This is a genomic window from Martelella sp. NC20, from assembly GCF_013459645.1.
Taxonomy (GTDB): domain Bacteria; phylum Pseudomonadota; class Alphaproteobacteria; order Rhizobiales; family Rhizobiaceae; genus Martelella.
In genome coordinates this window covers 1,587,910-1,604,228 of sequence record NZ_CP054861.1, presented here as the reverse complement: position 1 = coordinate 1,604,228, position 16,319 = coordinate 1,587,910, and the positions used below count along the sequence as shown (strand labels likewise).

Sequence of the window (16,319 nt, the reverse complement as noted above, 5' to 3'; positions counted from 1 at the left end):
GGCTTGGTTATGGGCGTCGCTTTTTTTCGATCGCCGGCGGCGCGACGGAACTCCGCACGACGATTTCCACAGGCAGCAGTTCTTCCCGCTCGAGGGATTCGGACTGCTGCCAATCGGTCTGAAGAAGAAGGGACAGGGCGCGCGCCCCGATGGAGCGAACCGGCTGACGCACCGCTGTCAAAGGCGGCGAAAACAGGTGAAGCGGGCCGACATCATCGAAGCCAACGACAGACACCCGGTCGGGAATGGTCACGCCCTCGGAATAAAGGACCTCGATCATGCCGATCGCGATTTCGTCGGAGCTCGCAAATATGGCCGTGGCCGGAAGCTTCTCGTCCAGAAAGCGCCGCGCCGCAAGGCGACCGGCCGAAACCGTGTATTCACCGCGATAGCGGGTGATCTCCACATCTTCGCCAAAACATTCGCGAAGCCCCTGCTCGAGTCCCGCATAACGGCGGGTGGTGGAGATCATCTCCTCAGGTCCACCGACAAACACCACCTTGTTGTGGCCGAACGCGGCCAGATGCCGTCCGGCGAGGTAGCCGCCCTGGTGGTTGTCGCAGAAAAGCTTGGGGACCATGGCGCCCGGAACGTCCTCGTCGACGATGACGACCTTTCCGGTGCGGTTGATCAGACCTGCAAGCTCGCCGTCATCCGGATGGTTGGTAACGAAGATCAGCCCATCGACATGGTGATGCTCGATGAGACCGAGATATTTCATCTCGCGTCCCGGCCGGTTGAGCGTGGCATTGAGCGAAACGGCAAGACCCAGCTTGTCGGCCTCCTCTTCAATCGCAGCCACCAGCATGGCAAAGAACGGGTTCGCGATATCGGGAATGACCAGTCCGATCATGTCGGAGCGGCCGCGACTGAGGCGTCGAGCATGAGGGTTCGGCATATAACCGAGATCGTGGATGGCGGTTTCGATGCGCATCCGCGTTTCATCTGGCAGGACCAGTGAGCCATTCAGGAGACGCGAAATCGTCGCCACGGAAACACCCGCAGCCTTCGCCACATCTTTCAGGCCCGGTGCCTTTGCCATTTCGTTCGCCCTCGGAAGGCCTCTGCGACCTTCTCAGTCTAATTTTGTAAAGCGATTTACTAAACCGCTTTACAAGAAAAATTCAAATCCGCCCTTTTGTCAACTCAATATCTCAGAGATGACGAAACCCACACCATGGAACGACAGCGACAAACGGCTTCATCCGCCGGCTCTCGGCACCTTGACAGGGAGATGGGCAACGCCTGTGCCGGTGGCCCGACAGATGGCGAAATCGGCCCGACGTATCGGATCCGAGACGCGCCGGCAGTCAGTAGCCGCGGGTAAGGTCGACAACGTCGGGCAATGTTCCGGCGCGGCGGTATTCTGCGATGTTTACCGCCACGATGGCGGCGGCGGTTTCGGGGGTGGTGGGGGCGGAGATATGCGGCAGCACCGTGATTTTCGGATGCGACCAGAGCGGGCTTTCGGGGGCAAGCGGCTCGGTTTCGAAGACATCGAGAACCGCGTGCCTGATCTGGCCACTTTCAAGCGCCGCGACGAGGTCGCGGGTCACGATGATCTTGCCGCGCGCGAAATTGATGAGGCCCGCGCCGCTGGGCAGCAGCGAAAGCGCGTCCGCGTCGACAAGGCCGGTAGTCTCGGCCGTCAGCGGCAGCAGGCAGACCAGAATGTCGGATTGCGAAAGCATCTGCTTCAGACCTTCCGCGCCGGAAACGGCCGTCACGCCGGCAACATCCTTCGGACTCCGGCTCCAGCCACAGACCTGAAAGCCGGCCTGGCGCAGAAGCAACGCGGCGGCGCTGCCAAGCGCGCCGAGGCCCAAAATCCCGACCCTGGTATCACGCGCCGCGCGATAGGGAAGCGGCTGCCAGAGCCCCTGCCGCTGCTGCGCCGCATAGGCCGGCATATCGCGCGAGAGATAGAGCGTCCAGGCGAGCACCGCCTCGGCCATCGCTTCGCTGAGGCGGGGATCGACAAGCCGGACAACCCGTGGCTTCAGGTCGGCAAGCTCTATCACCAGTCGTTCCACGCCGGCCCAGAGACTGTGCATCCATTGAAGGTTCGCAAGCAGCCTGAGATCGGCCGGGTCCGGATTGGCGACGATCGCGATATCGGCGCGCGCCCGCTCCTCATCGCTCATCCTGGCGACGGGCATGATCTCTTCGTCAGGCATGGCGCGCTGCAGCGTTTCCAGCCAGTGCTGTTGCTCCGCCGGCGTTTGCCGGGTGACGAGGGCGATCATCGGGTGGCAAGGGCGCATGAGACCTCCTGGACTGGAACGAGACGGCTTACCACAGAAGATGTCGAACTGCGCTTTTTGCACAGGATGTGGACGTACCGCACGGCCTTGCAGGGGAGGTGAAAACCAGTTTCAAGACGCGGGTCGATCTTCCACAGGTCGAACAACTGACTTGGGACGCGAAACCGCCTTTCGAACCTTCGCCCAGTTCTTAAAGAGACACAGTTCGTATTGATGGACCACACCAATGGTCTTGATGGGATATGAACCGGCGACCCTGTCGTAAGGACATCCATCCGAGCAAAAATCCAAATACCCAAACACATGCTTGGTACCGGTGGATGACAAAGGCAGGGTCGGAATTTGGCTGTCCACAAAAGGAGGTCAAATCAGGAGAGCGGGCAAGTGAGGCAACTGAAGCGTCGCCTCACACTGCGGCTTCAAACCGCCACGAAGCCGCCATCCACCATCAGTTCCTCGCCTCCAACGAAGCTGCTCTCGCCCGAGGCTAGAAACAGCACGGCCCTGGCAACCTCTTCAGTCTGTCCGAGCCTGCCGAACGGGATGGCTTGGTCCATCCATTCCTCAATACCGGCATTGTTTCGAAGGTAGGTCGCCATGGCCGGGGTCAGAACCATGCCCGGCGACACCACGTTGACACGAATGCCGCGGCCTTTCAGGTCGACCGTCCAGGTTCGTGCAAAGGATCGGATCGCTGCTTTCGTCGCGCTGTAGATCGAGAGGTTGGCGAAGCCCTTGCTGCCGGCGCCCGAGCCGGCCAACACGACGGACGCGCCGGCTGACATCAACGGCAGAGCTTTCTGCACCGTGAAGACCGTCCCTTTGACGTTGATGTTGAATACGCGGTCGAAATGGTCTTCTCGGATCTCCCCGATCGGCGCTGTTTCAGACACGCCGGCAATGGCAAAGACCACATCCACGTGGCCGTGATCCTGCTTTATCCGGACGTAAAGCCGGTCGACCGCGCCAGGGTCGCTCACATCGCCCTGAACGCCGATGACGCCGTTCCAGCCTTGGAAAAAGAGGCTGCATTCGCATGGTCTATAAAACGTTACACTTCAATTGAGACTCAGGCAGCAAGAGTCTCAATTGAAGTGTAACGTTTTGCCAAAATATGCCCGAGTCCCAGTTTGAAGTGTAAAGCGACAACCGGCTTTTTCTTCCACCAAGTGCGTCTTGCCGAACAAAAGGGGTGGGACGTCAAAACCATTGCAGCAAGTTTTGCCGTCTTTGCCGTGGTTCAGGCGATTGTTTCCGTGGGAATTGGGCCGGTCATCGACCGGCTCGGTCCGAAAAGGTTGCTGCCTGTGTTTCTGCTGCCGCAGGTCTGCGCAATGCTCCTGCTGGAATTCATGAGCGCACCCTAGATCGCACCGGTCCACATGGTGTTGATGGCGCTTTCCATGGCGCTCGGATCGACATTGGCGACCGCGCTCTGGGTCGATCTGTTCGGCCCTGCCGAACTCGCTCGGGTGAGATCGTTTGTCGAAGCCGGAACGGTCATCGCGAGCGGCGCATCGCCGATCCTGATGGGTGTTCTTTCCTTTCAGGCACTCGCCTGTGGCGCGTATGCGCTTCTCGCCTCCGTCGCGACGATAAGGGTCATCAAGATGCCCCGCGAATTCAGATCCATGGATAAATCCCGCGCCTGAACACCAGAACGGCTGAGGCAGAACGATGTCGGTGCACCGTGCCGATCCCGAACGCCATCGTGACGGCTTTGCTCCGCCCCAGACACGTCCTTCAACTTTTTCTCCGCTTTGCGTAACAGATCCGGCGTTCGGCAGTCTCTGTGAAACAGGCTCCAACGGGCCGCGATTTCACGAGGCGACCGAATGGCACCGACAGATAAAAAGCCGAAAACCAACGGACAGCGGTGGAAACGGCCGAAGCGGTTTGACCGCAACCTCATCGTGATCGGCGCAGGCTCCGCCGGTCTTGTCTCGGCCTATATCGCCGCGGGCGCAAAGGCAAAGGTGACGCTGGTCGAGGTGAACAAGATGGGTGGCGACTGCCTGAACTTCGGCTGTGTGCCATCCAAGGCGCTGATCGGCAGCGCGAAGGCGGCGCATCGAATGCGCCACGCTGAGCGCTATGGCCTCAGACCGGTCAAGCCGGAGATTTCCTTTTCCGCCGTCATGGAGCGGGTGCATTCGGTGATCGCCGAAATCGAGCCGCATGACAGCATCGAACGCTATACCGCACTGGGTGTCGAGGTCCTGCAAGGCTATGCGAAGCTGATCGATCCCTGGACGGTGGAGATTGCGTTGAGCAGCGGCGAAACCCGACGGCTGACAACCCGCGCGATCATCATTGCCACAGGCGCGCGCCCCTTTGTGCCGCCAATTCCCGGTATCGACGAGGTCGGCTATCTCACATCGGATACGCTCTGGGATAGTCTGCGCGAGCGCCCCGAGGCTCCAAAACGGCTGGTCGTTCTGGGCGGCGGGCCGATCGGCTGCGAACTGGCGCAAAGTTTTGCACGGCTTGGGTCAAAGGTCACTCAGATCGAAATGGCGCCGCGCCTGATGATGCGCGAGGATGAGGACGCCTCCGGGCTCGTCGAGGCATCCCTCCGATCGGATGGCGTGGCGGTTCTGACGGGTCACAAGGCTGTCGCCTGCGGCGTGGAAGCGGGCAATAAATGGATCGAGGTCGAACACGGTGGTGAAAGACAGCGCATCGAATTCGATGACATGATCGCAGCCGTTGGCCGGTCGCCGCGGCTGAAAGGTTTCGGGTTGGAAGAGCTCGGCATTAAGACGGACCGTGTCGTCGCGACCAATGCGTATCTGCAGACGCTTCACCCGAATATCCTCGCCGCCGGTGATGTCGCGGGGCCTTATCAGTTCACCCATGTCGCCGGGCATCAGGCCTGGTTTGCCACGATCAATGCGCTTTTTGGCGACATCAGGCGTTTCAAGACCGACTACCGCGTCATTCCCTGGGCAACGTTCACAGATCCGGAGGTGGCGCGCGTCGGCCTGTCCGAGACCGAGGCGAGGGAAAACAACATTCCCCACGAAGTGACGCGCTTCGGCAACGACGATCTCGACCGCGCAATCGCCGATGGTTCGCCAGGCGGCTTCGTCAAGGTGCTGACGGTTCCGGGCAAGGACAGGATCCTCGGTGCGACCATCGTCGGCGACCATGCGGGTGATCTGCTCGCGGAATTCGTTTTCGCCATGAAACACGGACACGGCCTGGGCAAGATCCTGGGTACGATCCATATCTATCCGACGCTGGCCGAAGCCAACAAGATGGTTGCGGGCCAGTGGCGCCGCAACCATCTCAACGGCGTCCTCCTTTCGCTGCTCGAACGATTCCAGACATGGAGGCGCGGATGATCGACGCCCGGATATTGCCGCTGCAGCGTGCTGGCCTTCAGCCGATTGCCGGGCTTCTGGCACGGCGCGGCGTGCGCGCCGACGTGATCAGCCTCATCGGGTTCCTCGCCGGTCTCGGCGCCTTCATCGGCCTGTGCTTCGGTGCATGGTTGCTGGCGCTCGCCCTTGTTCTCTGCAACCGGGTCTTGGACGGGCTGGACGGCGCCGTGGCGCGCATCCAGGGCCCGACGGATCGCGGGGCCTATCTCGATATTGCGCTCGATATGGTGTTTTACGCCCTCATACCGCTGGGTTTTGCCGTTCAGGCTCCCGCTATCCATGCACTGCCGGCGGCTGTGCTGATCGTCTCCTTCGTCGGAACCGGCTCGTCCTTCCTCGCCTTTTCCGCAGTGGCCGCCAAGCGCGGTAAAAGGGCGCCGGAATTTCCCACGAAGGGCATCTATTACGCCGGAGGATTGGCGGAAGGGTTCGAGACAATCGCGGTATTCGTCGCAATGTGCCTGTTTCCCGGAAATTTCCCCGTGATCGCCTACGGCTTTGCTGCGCTCTGCGCGCTTACCACCGTGATCCGATGGCGGCAGGGCTGGGCCGCCTTTTCCGGCGCCGAAAAATGATCGCAGAAACGAACGTGCCGAGCAGCGAGCGGACACGGCCATGCGCCTGTTGTCAGATGTCCTTGTTCAGACAGTCAAGGGCGTTGCGCAGCGTCACACGCGCCCGATGCAACAAAACGCGCATGTTTCCCTCGCTGATGTCGAGAAGCGCACAGACCTCACAAGGATCAAGCTCCTGTTGACCGCGCAGGATCAGCACCGCCCGCTGCGCCGGGGGAAGCGTCGCGATCACGGCCTCGACATGCTGCAGAATGCTCCGGCCTGCCACATGGCGCTCGGGCGTCAGATCGTCCCAAAGCGCGGGCATTGTGCGCCAGCGTCCGCGTCCGTCAAAGGCATCCGCCAGCCCATCGCCGTCACCCTGCTCGTCAAACAGGACGACACGCCCCTCGCGCTTTGCGCGGGTGCGGGCCTTGTTGATCAGGATGGTGAATATCCAGCTCGCCAGCGAACTGCGTCCCTCGAAGAGGTCGATACGGTTGAGCACGGACACCCATGTATCCTGAACCACCTCTTCCGCTATCTGACGGGACTGGACCATCCCCGTGCAGAAACGGACCATCGCCGCATTGTGCCGTCGAAACAGGCGTTCGAAGGCCTCATGGTCCCCTTCAACCAGCAACCGCGCCAAAGCCTGCTCGTCATTTTTCGTATTGCTCACAATCCCTCCGGCCACCGTTGGCGTTCCATTAGCAGAACAGCCCTTCCGGAAGTCCAGAGCGATTTGCGCCGATCAAGCCATCGTGACGCAACCCCGCTTCCGCCTCTCGGGAACTTGATTCAAACCAGTGCGGGCGATGCGTTATGAACCGAATGAGCGGCCCTCACGTTCATGCGCCATCGCCACATGAACCACGCCTCGTCGCTCCCGTCCCGATTGCGGGGAAGAGCCTTGCCGGGTTGCTCGACCGATACCACCACGACCGGTGACTTTGCCCACGACTGGATATTCAAAGATGCCTGATGACCATAACCAACCACGCCCGCCAACAGGCAACACAGCTTCAGCAAAACCCCTGTCGCGCTTCGCGCCTGTCGGCATTATCTTGCTGGGGCTGGCGCTCGGCTATGCCCTTGGCTTGCAGAACTATCTGAACCTCGGGTTTCTTGCCGAACAACGGCAGGTGTTGCGGGCCTATGTGGATGCCAATACGGCCTGGTCGGCGCTGATTTTTGTCAGCGTCTACATTGTTGCCGTCGCCTTTTCGTTTCCGGTGGCGTCGATCCTCACCATCTTCGGCGGGTTCCTGTTCGGCTGGCTGGCTGGCGGGGCGCTCGTCGCCGTCGGCGCCACGGCCGGCGCATCAATCCTGTTTCTGGCGACGCGTTCGGCCTTTGGCAGCTTTTTGCAGCACCGTGTCGACGGGGTCGTCAGGAAACTCGCGGATGGCTTTCGCGAAAATGCATTCGGGTATCTGTTCGTCATCCGGCTCGCGCCGGTGTTTCCGTTCTTCGTGGTGAACATCGCCGCCGCCCTGTTCGACATCAGCCTCGGGCGCTTCGTCGCCGCAACCTTTTTCGGCATCCTGCCCGGCACCTTTGCCTATGCCTATCTCGGCCAGGGCGTCGACAGCGTGCTGGTCGCCGCGCAGGAGGCGGGACGCGAGGCGCGGATTTCCGATCTGGTGACGCGAGACATCACGCTCGCTTTTTTTGCGCTGGCCGTAGTGGCGCTGATCCCGACGGTCGTCAGGCAGATCCGCAGACGCCGGATCGGTTCCTGAACGGCGGGCGGCCGGAAAAGCGAAACCGTCGGCAGAAAAAACATGCCGGGCTGTAACGGATCGTGGCCGCGCGAGTCCTTTCCATAGAGTCCAGAACAAGGATTGATCTGATGTTGCGATGCAGTGAAGTCGCCCAACGCGCCAGCCTTCTCATAGACGGCGAGCTCGGCCCGTTGCAGCGCCTCAACATCAAGCTGCACCTCGCCATGTGCCGCGGTTGCCGCGCCTTTGTTGCGCAAATGCGGATCACGCGTGATCTCACACGCACGGCAAGCGGTTCGGAAGAGCAGCACATCGACCCGGAGATCCAGGCAGCACTCGCGCAAAGGCGGCCGCGGCCCGTCGGCAGGATCTGAGGATGCGAGCAGTTAAGTTCATCGAAGACGGGGTTCGCGCGAACCGGCTCCGACCGATCCGCACAAGGGAGAACAGAACAACATGGGTTTGATGAAACAACTTCTGGCGGCCTGCGTCATAACCGGGATTAGCTGTCTGAACGCCGCAGCCGCCGAACCCGATGTGAGCGGCTGGCCGGAGATCGAAAAGGCAGCCGCGGGCCAGACTGTTTACTTCAATGCCTGGGGCGGCTCGGAAAACATCAACGCCTATATCGAATGGGTGGGCGCACAGATGCAAAAGCGCCATGATGTCACGGTCGTTCAGGTCAAGCTCGACGATACCGCAAGCGCCGTTTCCAAGGTGGTGGCGGAAAAGGCCGCCGGAAAAGACGAGGGTGGCTCCGTCGATCTTATCTGGATCAATGGCGAGAACTTCGCCTCGATGAAGCAGCAGGATTTGCTTCTTTCCCCCGGCTGGGCAATGTCGCTGCCCAACTGGCATTATGTGGATGTCGAGAACCAGCCGACCATCCTCGCGGATTCCACCGAGCAGACCGATGGGCTGGAAAGCCCCTGGGGCGGGGCGAAGATGGTCTTCTTTTACGACAGTGCCCGCACGGACGCCGGTTCCTTGCCGGACAATGCCGCCCAGCTCCTCGACTGGGCGAACAAGCACCCTGGCCGTTTTTCCTATCCCGCTCCGCCGGACTTCATCGGCTCGTCCTTCCTGAAGCAGGTACTGAGCGAGGTGATCGACGATCCCTCGAAGCTTGGCGAACCGGTGGACGAGAAGACCTTCGAGCGCGACGTCGAGCCGCTCTTTGCCTATCTCGACCAGTTGCATCCGATTGCCTGGCGCTCGGGCCATGCCTTTCCGCAGAACTATCCGGACATGAAGCAGAAGCTGGCTGACGGCGAACTGGATATCATCTTCGCCTTCAACCCGGCGGAAGCCTCTGCCGGTATCGAGGCGGGCGAATTGCCCGATACCGTGCGTTCCTTCACTTTGTCCGGCGGTACGCTGGGGAACACGCATTTCGTCGCCATCCCCTACAATGCCAATGCCCGGGAAGCTGCCCTGCTAACCGCCAATTTCCTGCTGTCCCCGGAAGCGCAATTGCGCAAGCAGGATCCGGCCTATTGGGGCGATCCCACCGTTCTTGCCATGGACAGGCTACCGGAAGCCGACCGCGCTGCCTTCCAATCGCTCGATCTTGGCGTGGCGACCCTTCCGCCAGACCAACTGGGACCGGTCATCGCCGAGCCCCATGCGAGCTGGATGGACAGGATCGAGACCGAGTGGCGCAAACGCTACGCAAGCGGCAACTGATCCGTGTCGGGCATTCAGGGCGCACAAGCTGAAGCGGGGCGATGGCTGGCGCGCCTTGCCGCAAGCGCGGTCGTGGTCACCCTTGCTCTTCTGGTGCTGCCCATCACCTTCGGATTGCTCGGAACATTGCTCCCCGCCTTCGGCTACCTGCCTGCACTCGGCGGTCACCACTTCGGTCTCGATGCCTTCGCCAGCCTGTTTGCCGCGCCGGGGCTGACCGACGCGACGATGCTGAGTTTCATGACCGGGTTGGTTACCACCGGGCTTTCCCTCACGATCACCCTGGTTTTTATCGCAGGATTTGCCGGAACGCCGACGCTATCGCGCGTTCAGCATCTGCTCTCGCCGCTTCTTGCCGTGCCGCATGCGGCGGCAGCCTTCGGGCTTGCCTTCCTGATTGCTCCCTCAGGCTATCTGGTCCGGCTCGCGGCGCCCATTCTCGGCATCGAACGGCCACCGGATATCCTGATCCCGCATGATCCTCTGGGACTTGCGATGATCGCCGGACTGGTGCTCAAGGAAACGCCCTTCCTGTTTCTCGTCACGCTCGCCGCCCTGCCGCAGATCGATCTGGCCTCTGCCCGCAGGCTGGCAGCCTCCTTCGGTTACGGACGGATCAGCGGCTTCATCTACCTTCTGTGGCCTGCGCTCTACCGGCAGATCCGTTTCGCCGTCTATGCCGTCATCGCCTATTCCACATCGGTGGTGGACGTCGCGCTGATCCTTGGACCCAACCTGCCGGGCACGCTCGCCACGCGTCTCGTGCAATGGATGAGCGATCCCGATCTCACCTTTCGTTTCATGGCCTCCGCCGGCGCTATCGTTCAACTGGCGGTGACGCTTGCGGCGCTCCTCGTCTGGTATGCGCTGGAGCGGTGCTGCGCCACATTACTTCGGCTGTCGCGGGATCGCGGTTGCCGCTTCGCGCGGGATGCGGCACTGCGGCGGTTCTCGGCTGTCGTGATCGGGATCCTCGGCTTCGCCGTTTTTGCAGGTCTCATACTGCTCGCGATCTGGTCCGTGGCCGGGCTGTGGCAATTTCCAGACCTTTTGCCGCAGAGCTTTACCTTGCGCAGTTGGGTGCGGGCATTGCCACAGATGATCGATCCGCTTTTCACCACGCTTGTAACCGGCTTTTTCTCGACACTGATCGCCATCATGCTGACGGTCGGCTGCCTCGAACGGGAGAGCCAGACTGGACGGACCGGCGGTGAACGGAGCCTGTTCATTCTGTACCTGCCGCTGATCGTGCCCCAGATTACCTTCGTGTTCGGTCTGCAACTCCTCTTCATCGGCAGCGGCAGCCAGCATCGCTACGCCGCGCTGATCCTGGTCCATCTCGTTTTCGTCCTGCCTTATGTGTTTCTCTCGCTCGCAGATCCCTGGCGAGCGCTCGACCGGCGCTATGAAATCATCGCCACAGCGCTCGGACGTTCCCGCCTGGCCGTGCTTGTCACCATCCGCCTGCCGATGCTGATCCGACCGATCCTGACGGCCTCGGCCATCGGCTTTGCCGTTTCGGTCGGACAATACCTGCCAACGCTGCTCATCGGCGAGGGACGGTTGCAGACCATCACCACGGAGGCCGTCGCGCTCGCCTCCGGTAACAATCGCCGCGTTATCGGCGTCTATGCCCTGCTGCAGACAATTCTGCCGCTGATCGCGTTTTCACTGGCCGCGATGCTGCCCGCTCTCCTCCACCGGAACCGTCGGGACATGAGGGTTTGACCATGCGGCACGAAAATAACCGAAGCGGCCTTTCACTTTCCAATATCGTGATCCGTCTCGGCAGCGACACGCTGATCGATCTGTCAGCGCATGTTTCATCCGGCGAAGTGTTGACCGTGATGGGGCCTTCCGGCTCCGGCAAATCGACGCTGCTCTCTTTCATCGGCGGTTTTCTCGATCCGGTCTTCGAAACCGCGGGAAGAGTCTCCATCGATTGTATCGATCTGCTCGCCCTGCCGCCGGAAGCGCGACGGGCCGGCATCCTGTTCCAGGATCCGCTCCTGTTCCCGCACATGTCGGTCGGAGCCAATATTGAATTCGCGATTCCCGCCGACGTGAAGGATCGCCGCGCCCGGCGACACATCGCAGCCGGTATTCTGGCCGAAATGGATCTTGCCGGTTTCGAAAACCGTGACCCGGCAACGCTTTCCGGCGGGCAGAAGGCCCGGGTCGCGCTTGCGCGTGTGCTCGTCTCGCGCCCGAGGCTTTTACTGCTGGACGAACCCTTCTCCAAGCTCGACACGGAATTGCGCGCGCAGATGCGCCACCTCGTCTTCACCAAGATGCGCGATGCCGACCTTCCTGTCATTCTCGTGACCCATGATGAGGCCGATGCGGATGCCGCAGGCGGTGTCGTCCATCGCGTCGGCCCTAAAGACCAGCCCTATGCTTGAGAACAACGAAACGGATAGACCGATTGTCCTGCTCGGTGGAGGCCATGCGCATGTCGAGGTCGTCCGCTCTCTTGGCGAACATGGTCATGGCCGGAAGATCGTGCTCGTCTCGCCATCGCGCCATGCGCCCTATTCCGGCATGTTGCCAGGCTATATCGCGGGCCGGTACCGCTTCGAGGATTTTCATATCGATCTGGCCGCCCTGTGTGGGCGCAATGACGTGACCTTTCTGGAAACATCGGCGACCGGCATCGACCCCAAGCGCCGGAGCGTATCGCTCGCCGATGGAAAAGTTGTCGGCTACGATCTGCTTTCGATCGATATCGGTTCCGCGCCTTCGCTTCCGGCAGGTATTTCAGGCGGCATCCCGGTCAAGCCGATCGCGAGTTTTGCCGAGCGTCTGGCCCAGTTGGACGCCCTGGCCGCAGAACACGAAGGACCGTTCCGCCTCACGATCGTCGGCCAGGGCGTCGCGGGGATAGAGATGGCCTTCGCTCTTCATGAGAGGTTCGCGCGCGACCGGGTGCAGGTCACGCTTGCAGGCCGCGCTCTTCGCCCTGTTCCCGAGCGCAGCAGAAGAACACGGAAACTCGTGGAAACGGCTCTGCAACAGGCTGGCATCGAACATTATTCCGGTTTCGATGTCGTCGCATTCGAAAACGGCGAACTCGTCGCCCGCGATGGCAGGCGACTTCCGGTCGACGAGGCCGTGTGGACCACGTCGAGCGGTGCTCCGGAGTGGCTTCGCAAGACCGGTCTCGAACTGGACGCGGGCGGTTTCATCCGCGTGGATGCCGCGCTGCGTTCCGTCTCCCACAGCAATGTCTTTGCAGCCGGCGATGTCGCATCGCTGCCCGACCCGCGGCCCAAGGCCGGCGTCTTCGCCGTTCGCCAGGGCCCGATCCTCGCGGACAACATCCGTCGCAGCCTGACAGGTGAAGCTTTGCGAGCCTTTTACCCCCAGCGCGCGTGGCTGGCACTTATTTCGCTGTCAGACGGACGCGCCATCGCCGACAAGTGGGGTCTCGCGGTTTCAGGACGTGGGGTGCAGGCCTGGAAGCACTGGAATGATACGCGGTTTGTTCAGCGATATCGAAGGCCGCGCTAAGATCTTGAAGGGATATGAACCGGTGCCCACGTCGTTGCATGCTTTCGCTGGCGTGGAAGTGCCGTCGGACCAAGAACTTGCCGCGTCCGGGATGGCGTTTTGAGGCCGGGGGGCTATCCGAGTCTGGTGTCAATCCGTCAACCAATGCATCAGGTTCATCTCTGGCCCGGACGAAAGTCCGAGCTGTTGTTGAATCGCACACCGCAATCCGCGCGGCCTTAGCCCGTTACGTCCGGATGGATGATGTAGCGCACTTCGCCCGACCGTTTCCATACGCTGGCGATATCTGCGAGAGGCACGACCTCACAGGGCGGCGTCCATCCGGCTTCTTGCGCCGCGGCCATGAGTTCACCAGCGGATGCCAGATAATCGCGCACGGGAACCGAGCCGATGCCCGCGCCAAGAATGTCGAGTCCCGAGCTTTGCAGCCCGTATCCGGAGAGCGGCACCGTGGTGCCGCCAAGCGTTCCGAGAACGAGGTAGGAGCACCTCGGCTCGCCCGCGGGTGAACCGCGACCCGCCATGGCGACGGTGAGAACACGCTCTGCCACCGATCCCCAGACGAAGTCGAGCACGACGTCGACGCCGACGTCGAAAACAGCCTTCAGGGCATCGTCTGCATCCCGCGCGTCGAGCGCGATGCCGGTGTCGGCAGCGAGCCCATCCAGCTTGTCGGCGGAACGGACAACCGCGATGGTGCGCCCTGCTCCGAGATGGCGTGCAACATTCAGTGCCAAACGTCCGGCCGCTCCGTTGGCACCGGTGACAAGCACCGTCTGTCCAGACTTGATCGGCACTCGGCGTGTCAGCGCATCCCAGGATGCGAGCCCCGCGGTTGCGATCGCGGCGGCGCGTATATCGCTCAATCCGTCCGGAACGGGGACGGTCATCGCCGCCGGGACAAGCGTCCGCTCCGCCAGCGCGTCGAAGGGAGCCTTGGGGAAGAGAAAATAGACATAACGCCCCGACGCATCCTTACCCACCCCATCGACGCCGACCACGAAGCCTTTGCCGTCATCTGACGCGGGTTTCATCGCGGCCCGCGTACGCACGATCGGGCTGATCGGCGCCGCGGTTACAGAAATGACAGCTTCGCCCTCGGCGGCTTCTGGCTCCTTGAAGTCGCCGTAACGAGGGCCAGCCTCGGGCGATGTGATGATCGCAGCTTTCATGGTGAGCTCTCCAGTTCTTTGACATAGACGGCCAATGCCTTTGCCCGGATGCCGCCGGAGGCAGCCTCGGTAGCGTTGTTCTGTGCGGAAGGATCAGGATCCGGCGAAATAGGCCCGCATATCCTCTATGTCGCGCTGGTAGATGCCCTGGACCCAGGCTTTGACTTCGTCAGGATCGCCTTCGCGGATCGAGAAGGTGCCGCACCAGTGGACAAGCGCGCGGTTGCCATCGGTGATCGGGATGACCTGAACCTTGCCGCTATAGTCATGGATCATCGAAATGATGATGGAGGAGATGCGGGAGGCGCGCGCCGGATCGTCGCTCATGGCGCAACAGCTTTCGCATATGATACTGGTCCAGGCGCTGCGTCTTCATGTGGAGGAACAAGGCGCTGATGAGACCGGCTGGCTTGCCGCACTCGCCGATCCGCATATCGGCCCGTCGATCCGCGCAATTCACGCGGAGCCTGCTCGTGCCTGGACATCGGAGACCCTGGCCCGGCAGGTTGGCGTGTCGCGCACCGTCTTTGCGCAGCGGTTCAAGCGGAAGGTCGGCACGACGCCGATCGCCTATCTCACCCGCTGGCGCATGATGCTGGCCGGCGAACGGCTGATCGAAACCAGCGACAGTGTTGCCGAAATCGCGACATCGCTGGGATATACGTCGGAACACGCCTTCGCTGCGGCGTTCAAACGTGAAATGGGTTGTCCGCCGCGTCGCTACTTTCGGGAGACCAGCGGATTGCCGCGTCTGTGAAACGCCAACCTGGTCCGAAAGCTCTCCAGTTGGGTAAGACTGCTTTCCAGTGGCCAGCTAATGGTAGCGCCTTCCTGCCCTGAAAATGTTCAGCCCAGTGCAGACGTTCCGATGCGGATCGTCTGGGCTTCCGCCCTATTGCGATGGTCAATGCATCAAGGCTTACGGTTGTCGTAACGGATGCGATTGTCTGCGATAGCTTCACGGTGGGCCGCTGCCCAATCGGCGAGACGCCTTGCCGAGTCGGACAAGGAATGTCCGAGCGGCGTCAGGGCGTATTCGACCTGCGGCGGACTGGTGTGGCGCACTATGCGGTCGATCATGCCGTCGCGTTCCAGCGTCTTGAGCGTTCTGGTCAGCATCTGTTGCGAAATGCCGCCCACGCGCCGCTTGATTTCGTTGAAGCGGTGTGGGCCCGAGCGAAGCGCGACGACCACCTGGATCGTCCACTTGTCGCCGATGCGGCTGAGGATCTCGCTTACGGCGCGGCAGTCGACGCCGGCTGGCTCGACAGTCATATCCATCTGACCTGCTCCGGAATTTATGCTTTTGACGGTTCTTTTTAAGTCCCATAAGTGGCTGTGGTCAACAATTTAGACCTGGCTCCAGAAATTGACTCTGGCCGGGTTCAAACAAGGAGACCACACGTGAAGCTGTTTTATTATCCCGGCGCCTGCAGCCTGGCCGATCACATAGCGCTTATCGAGGCCGGGCTTGCCTATAAGCTCGTCAGCATCGATCGCGAAAAAAGGACCGAGGACGGTCGCGATTTTCTGGCGCTCAACCCGAAGGGCTACATTCCGGCCATTGAAATGGACGACGGAACGATCCTGACGGAGAACCAGGTCATCCTGGCCTATATCGCTGAAGAAAGCGGCAAGCTCCTACCCGAAGATCGCATGCTGAGGTGGCAGACATTCGAGGCGCTCGCCTTCATGTCCAGCGAAATCCATGGAGCTTACGCCCCGTTCTTCAGGGATTTCCCCGAACCGGAAAAGCAGCGCGTCCGCGAGAAGATCGGGAAGGCCTTCGCACTTCTCGCCGATCAGATGGGCGACAAGGCATTCCTGATCAGCAACGAGATGACGATTGCCGACTGCTATCTCTTCTGGATCCTGATGGTAGCGCCAAAGAGCGACGTTGATCTGCCCGTAAATCTACAAAATTGCCTGGATCGGATGAAGGCAATGCCCTCCGTCATCCGGGCGCTTGCGGAGGAAGGATTGAGCTGATCTGCAGTTCGGCGATAACGCCGCTGCGGCG

The 16,319-nt window shown here is 61.3% G+C and carries 19 protein-coding genes; 12 read left to right on the top strand and 7 right to left on the bottom strand.

Going from position 1 to position 16,319, the window contains the following annotated elements; all coding sequences use genetic code 11:
- Positions 1–7: 7 nt before the first annotated feature.
- The 3 genes from HQ843_RS07755 to HQ843_RS07745 form a co-directional block, all read right to left on the bottom strand.
- Entirely contained in the window at positions 8–1,042 is a 1,035-nt protein-coding gene (locus HQ843_RS07755) for a LacI family DNA-binding transcriptional regulator (RefSeq protein ID WP_180899072.1), read from the bottom strand.
- A 268-nt stretch (positions 1,043–1,310) separates the two neighbouring features.
- Complete coding sequence (locus HQ843_RS07750; protein ID WP_246710311.1) at positions 1,311–2,264, bottom strand: 2-hydroxyacid dehydrogenase; 954 nt, start codon at positions 2,262–2,264, stop codon at positions 1,311–1,313.
- Positions 2,265–2,683: 419 nt separating this feature from the next.
- Complete coding sequence (locus HQ843_RS07745; protein WP_180902286.1) at positions 2,684–3,262, bottom strand: SDR family NAD(P)-dependent oxidoreductase; 579 nt, start codon at positions 3,260–3,262, stop codon at positions 2,684–2,686.
- 132 nt (positions 3,263–3,394) lie between these two features.
- Between HQ843_RS07745 and HQ843_RS07740 the strand changes: the two genes are divergently transcribed.
- The 4 genes from HQ843_RS07740 to HQ843_RS07725 all read left to right on the top strand — a co-directional run bounded on the left by HQ843_RS07740 (position 3,395) and on the right by HQ843_RS07725 (position 6,225).
- Positions 3,395–3,631, top strand: a complete 237-nt coding sequence (locus HQ843_RS07740) for a hypothetical protein (protein WP_180899073.1) — start codon at positions 3,395–3,397, stop codon at positions 3,629–3,631.
- A 24-nt stretch (positions 3,632–3,655) separates the two neighbouring features.
- A complete protein-coding gene (locus HQ843_RS07735) occupies positions 3,656–3,916 on the top strand; it encodes a hypothetical protein (protein ID WP_180903447.1) in 261 nt (86 codons plus the stop codon).
- 183 nt (positions 3,917–4,099) lie between these two features.
- Positions 4,100–5,611 (top strand): dihydrolipoyl dehydrogenase family protein, encoded by a 1,512-nt coding sequence (locus HQ843_RS07730; RefSeq protein WP_180899075.1) that lies wholly within the window; start codon positions 4,100–4,102, stop codon positions 5,609–5,611.
- Positions 5,608–6,225 carry a CDP-alcohol phosphatidyltransferase family protein gene (locus HQ843_RS07725; protein WP_180899076.1) on the top strand — a complete coding sequence of 206 codons (618 nt, stop codon included), beginning with the start codon at positions 5,608–5,610 and terminating at the stop codon, positions 6,223–6,225. The genes HQ843_RS07730 and HQ843_RS07725 overlap by 4 nt, the downstream gene beginning before the upstream one ends.
- A 52-nt stretch (positions 6,226–6,277) precedes the next feature.
- Here HQ843_RS07725 and HQ843_RS07720 read toward each other — a convergent pair whose 3' ends face one another.
- Entirely contained in the window at positions 6,278–6,886 is a 609-nt protein-coding gene (locus HQ843_RS07720; RefSeq protein WP_180899077.1) for an RNA polymerase sigma factor, read from the bottom strand.
- A 295-nt stretch (positions 6,887–7,181) separates the two neighbouring features.
- Here HQ843_RS07720 and HQ843_RS07715 point away from each other — a divergent pair, with 295 nt between their 5' ends.
- From HQ843_RS07715 to HQ843_RS07690, 6 genes are all read left to right on the top strand, one after another.
- Complete coding sequence (locus HQ843_RS07715; RefSeq protein ID WP_180899078.1) at positions 7,182–7,949, top strand: TVP38/TMEM64 family protein; 768 nt, start codon at positions 7,182–7,184, stop codon at positions 7,947–7,949.
- Positions 7,950–8,059: 110 nt separating this feature from the next.
- Positions 8,060–8,305, top strand: a complete 246-nt coding sequence (locus HQ843_RS07710; protein WP_180899079.1) for an anti-sigma factor family protein — start codon at positions 8,060–8,062, stop codon at positions 8,303–8,305.
- 82 nt (positions 8,306–8,387) lie between these two features.
- Positions 8,388–9,617: an ABC transporter substrate-binding protein gene (locus HQ843_RS07705; RefSeq protein ID WP_371822061.1), complete on the top strand. Its 1,230-nt coding sequence runs from the start codon at positions 8,388–8,390 to the stop codon at positions 9,615–9,617.
- A gap of 12 nt (positions 9,618–9,629) precedes the next feature.
- The gene (locus tag HQ843_RS07700) at positions 9,630–11,345 is read left to right on the top strand and encodes an ABC transporter permease (protein WP_371822193.1); all 1,716 of its coding nucleotides are present in this window, start codon (positions 9,630–9,632) and stop codon (positions 11,343–11,345) included.
- 2 nt (positions 11,346–11,347) lie between these two features.
- Positions 11,348–12,019: an ATP-binding cassette domain-containing protein gene (locus HQ843_RS07695; protein WP_180899080.1), complete on the top strand. Its 672-nt coding sequence runs from the start codon at positions 11,348–11,350 to the stop codon at positions 12,017–12,019.
- The gene (locus HQ843_RS07690; protein ID WP_180899081.1) at positions 12,012–13,127 is read left to right on the top strand and encodes an FAD-dependent oxidoreductase; all 1,116 of its coding nucleotides are present in this window, start codon (positions 12,012–12,014) and stop codon (positions 13,125–13,127) included. Before HQ843_RS07695 ends, HQ843_RS07690 begins: the two co-directional genes overlap by 8 nt.
- 218 nt (positions 13,128–13,345) lie before the next feature.
- Here the strand turns inward: HQ843_RS07690 and HQ843_RS07685 are convergent, their stop codons facing one another.
- Both HQ843_RS07685 and HQ843_RS07680 read right to left on the bottom strand, forming a co-directional pair.
- On the bottom strand, positions 13,346–14,299 hold the full coding sequence (locus tag HQ843_RS07685; RefSeq protein WP_180899082.1) for a quinone oxidoreductase family protein: 954 nt from the start codon (positions 14,297–14,299) through the stop codon (positions 13,346–13,348).
- Positions 14,300–14,392: 93 nt separating this feature from the next.
- Positions 14,393–14,626, bottom strand: a complete 234-nt coding sequence (locus HQ843_RS07680) for an SRPBCC family protein (RefSeq protein ID WP_180902335.1) — start codon at positions 14,624–14,626, stop codon at positions 14,393–14,395.
- Between HQ843_RS07680 and HQ843_RS07675 the strand changes: the two genes are divergently transcribed.
- On the top strand, positions 14,580–15,056 hold the full coding sequence (locus tag HQ843_RS07675; RefSeq protein ID WP_180899083.1) for a helix-turn-helix transcriptional regulator: 477 nt from the start codon (positions 14,580–14,582) through the stop codon (positions 15,054–15,056). The genes HQ843_RS07680 and HQ843_RS07675 overlap by 47 nt on opposite strands.
- A 155-nt stretch (positions 15,057–15,211) precedes the next feature.
- Here HQ843_RS07675 and HQ843_RS07670 read toward each other — a convergent pair whose 3' ends face one another.
- Entirely contained in the window at positions 15,212–15,580 is a 369-nt protein-coding gene (locus tag HQ843_RS07670) for a winged helix-turn-helix transcriptional regulator (RefSeq protein WP_180899084.1), read from the bottom strand.
- A 123-nt stretch (positions 15,581–15,703) separates the two neighbouring features.
- Here HQ843_RS07670 and HQ843_RS07665 point away from each other — a divergent pair, with 123 nt between their 5' ends.
- Positions 15,704–16,288: a glutathione S-transferase N-terminal domain-containing protein gene (locus HQ843_RS07665; protein WP_180899085.1), complete on the top strand. Its 585-nt coding sequence runs from the start codon at positions 15,704–15,706 to the stop codon at positions 16,286–16,288.
- Positions 16,289–16,319: the final 31 nt, after the last annotated feature.

Bases quoted from the DNA above. Each gene is read 5' to 3' on its own strand.
- HQ843_RS07755 (WP_180899072.1), bottom strand. From the start codon at position 1,042: ATGGCAAAGGCACCGGGCCTGAAAGATGTGGCGAAGGCTGCGGGTGTT.
- HQ843_RS07750 (WP_246710311.1), bottom strand. From the start codon at position 2,264: ATGCGCCCTTGCCACCCGATGATCGCCCTCGTCACCCGGCAAACGCCG.
- HQ843_RS07735 (WP_180903447.1), top strand. From the start codon at position 3,656: ATGGCGCTTTCCATGGCGCTCGGATCGACATTGGCGACCGCGCTCTGG.
- HQ843_RS07730 (WP_180899075.1), top strand. From the start codon at position 4,100: ATGGCACCGACAGATAAAAAGCCGAAAACCAACGGACAGCGGTGGAAA.
- HQ843_RS07725 (WP_180899076.1), top strand. From the start codon at position 5,608: ATGATCGACGCCCGGATATTGCCGCTGCAGCGTGCTGGCCTTCAGCCG.
- HQ843_RS07715 (WP_180899078.1), top strand. From the start codon at position 7,182: ATGCCTGATGACCATAACCAACCACGCCCGCCAACAGGCAACACAGCT.
- HQ843_RS07710 (WP_180899079.1), top strand. From the start codon at position 8,060: ATGTTGCGATGCAGTGAAGTCGCCCAACGCGCCAGCCTTCTCATAGAC.
- HQ843_RS07705 (WP_371822061.1), top strand. From the start codon at position 8,388: ATGGGTTTGATGAAACAACTTCTGGCGGCCTGCGTCATAACCGGGATT.
- HQ843_RS07695 (WP_180899080.1), top strand. From the start codon at position 11,348: ATGCGGCACGAAAATAACCGAAGCGGCCTTTCACTTTCCAATATCGTG.
- HQ843_RS07690 (WP_180899081.1), top strand. From the start codon at position 12,012: ATGCTTGAGAACAACGAAACGGATAGACCGATTGTCCTGCTCGGTGGA.
- HQ843_RS07685 (WP_180899082.1), bottom strand. From the start codon at position 14,299: ATGAAAGCTGCGATCATCACATCGCCCGAGGCTGGCCCTCGTTACGGC.
- HQ843_RS07675 (WP_180899083.1), top strand. From the start codon at position 14,580: ATGATGATGGAGGAGATGCGGGAGGCGCGCGCCGGATCGTCGCTCATG.
- HQ843_RS07680 (WP_180902335.1), bottom strand. From the start codon at position 14,626: ATGAGCGACGATCCGGCGCGCGCCTCCCGCATCTCCTCCATCATCATT.
- HQ843_RS07670 (WP_180899084.1), bottom strand. From the start codon at position 15,580: ATGGATATGACTGTCGAGCCAGCCGGCGTCGACTGCCGCGCCGTAAGC.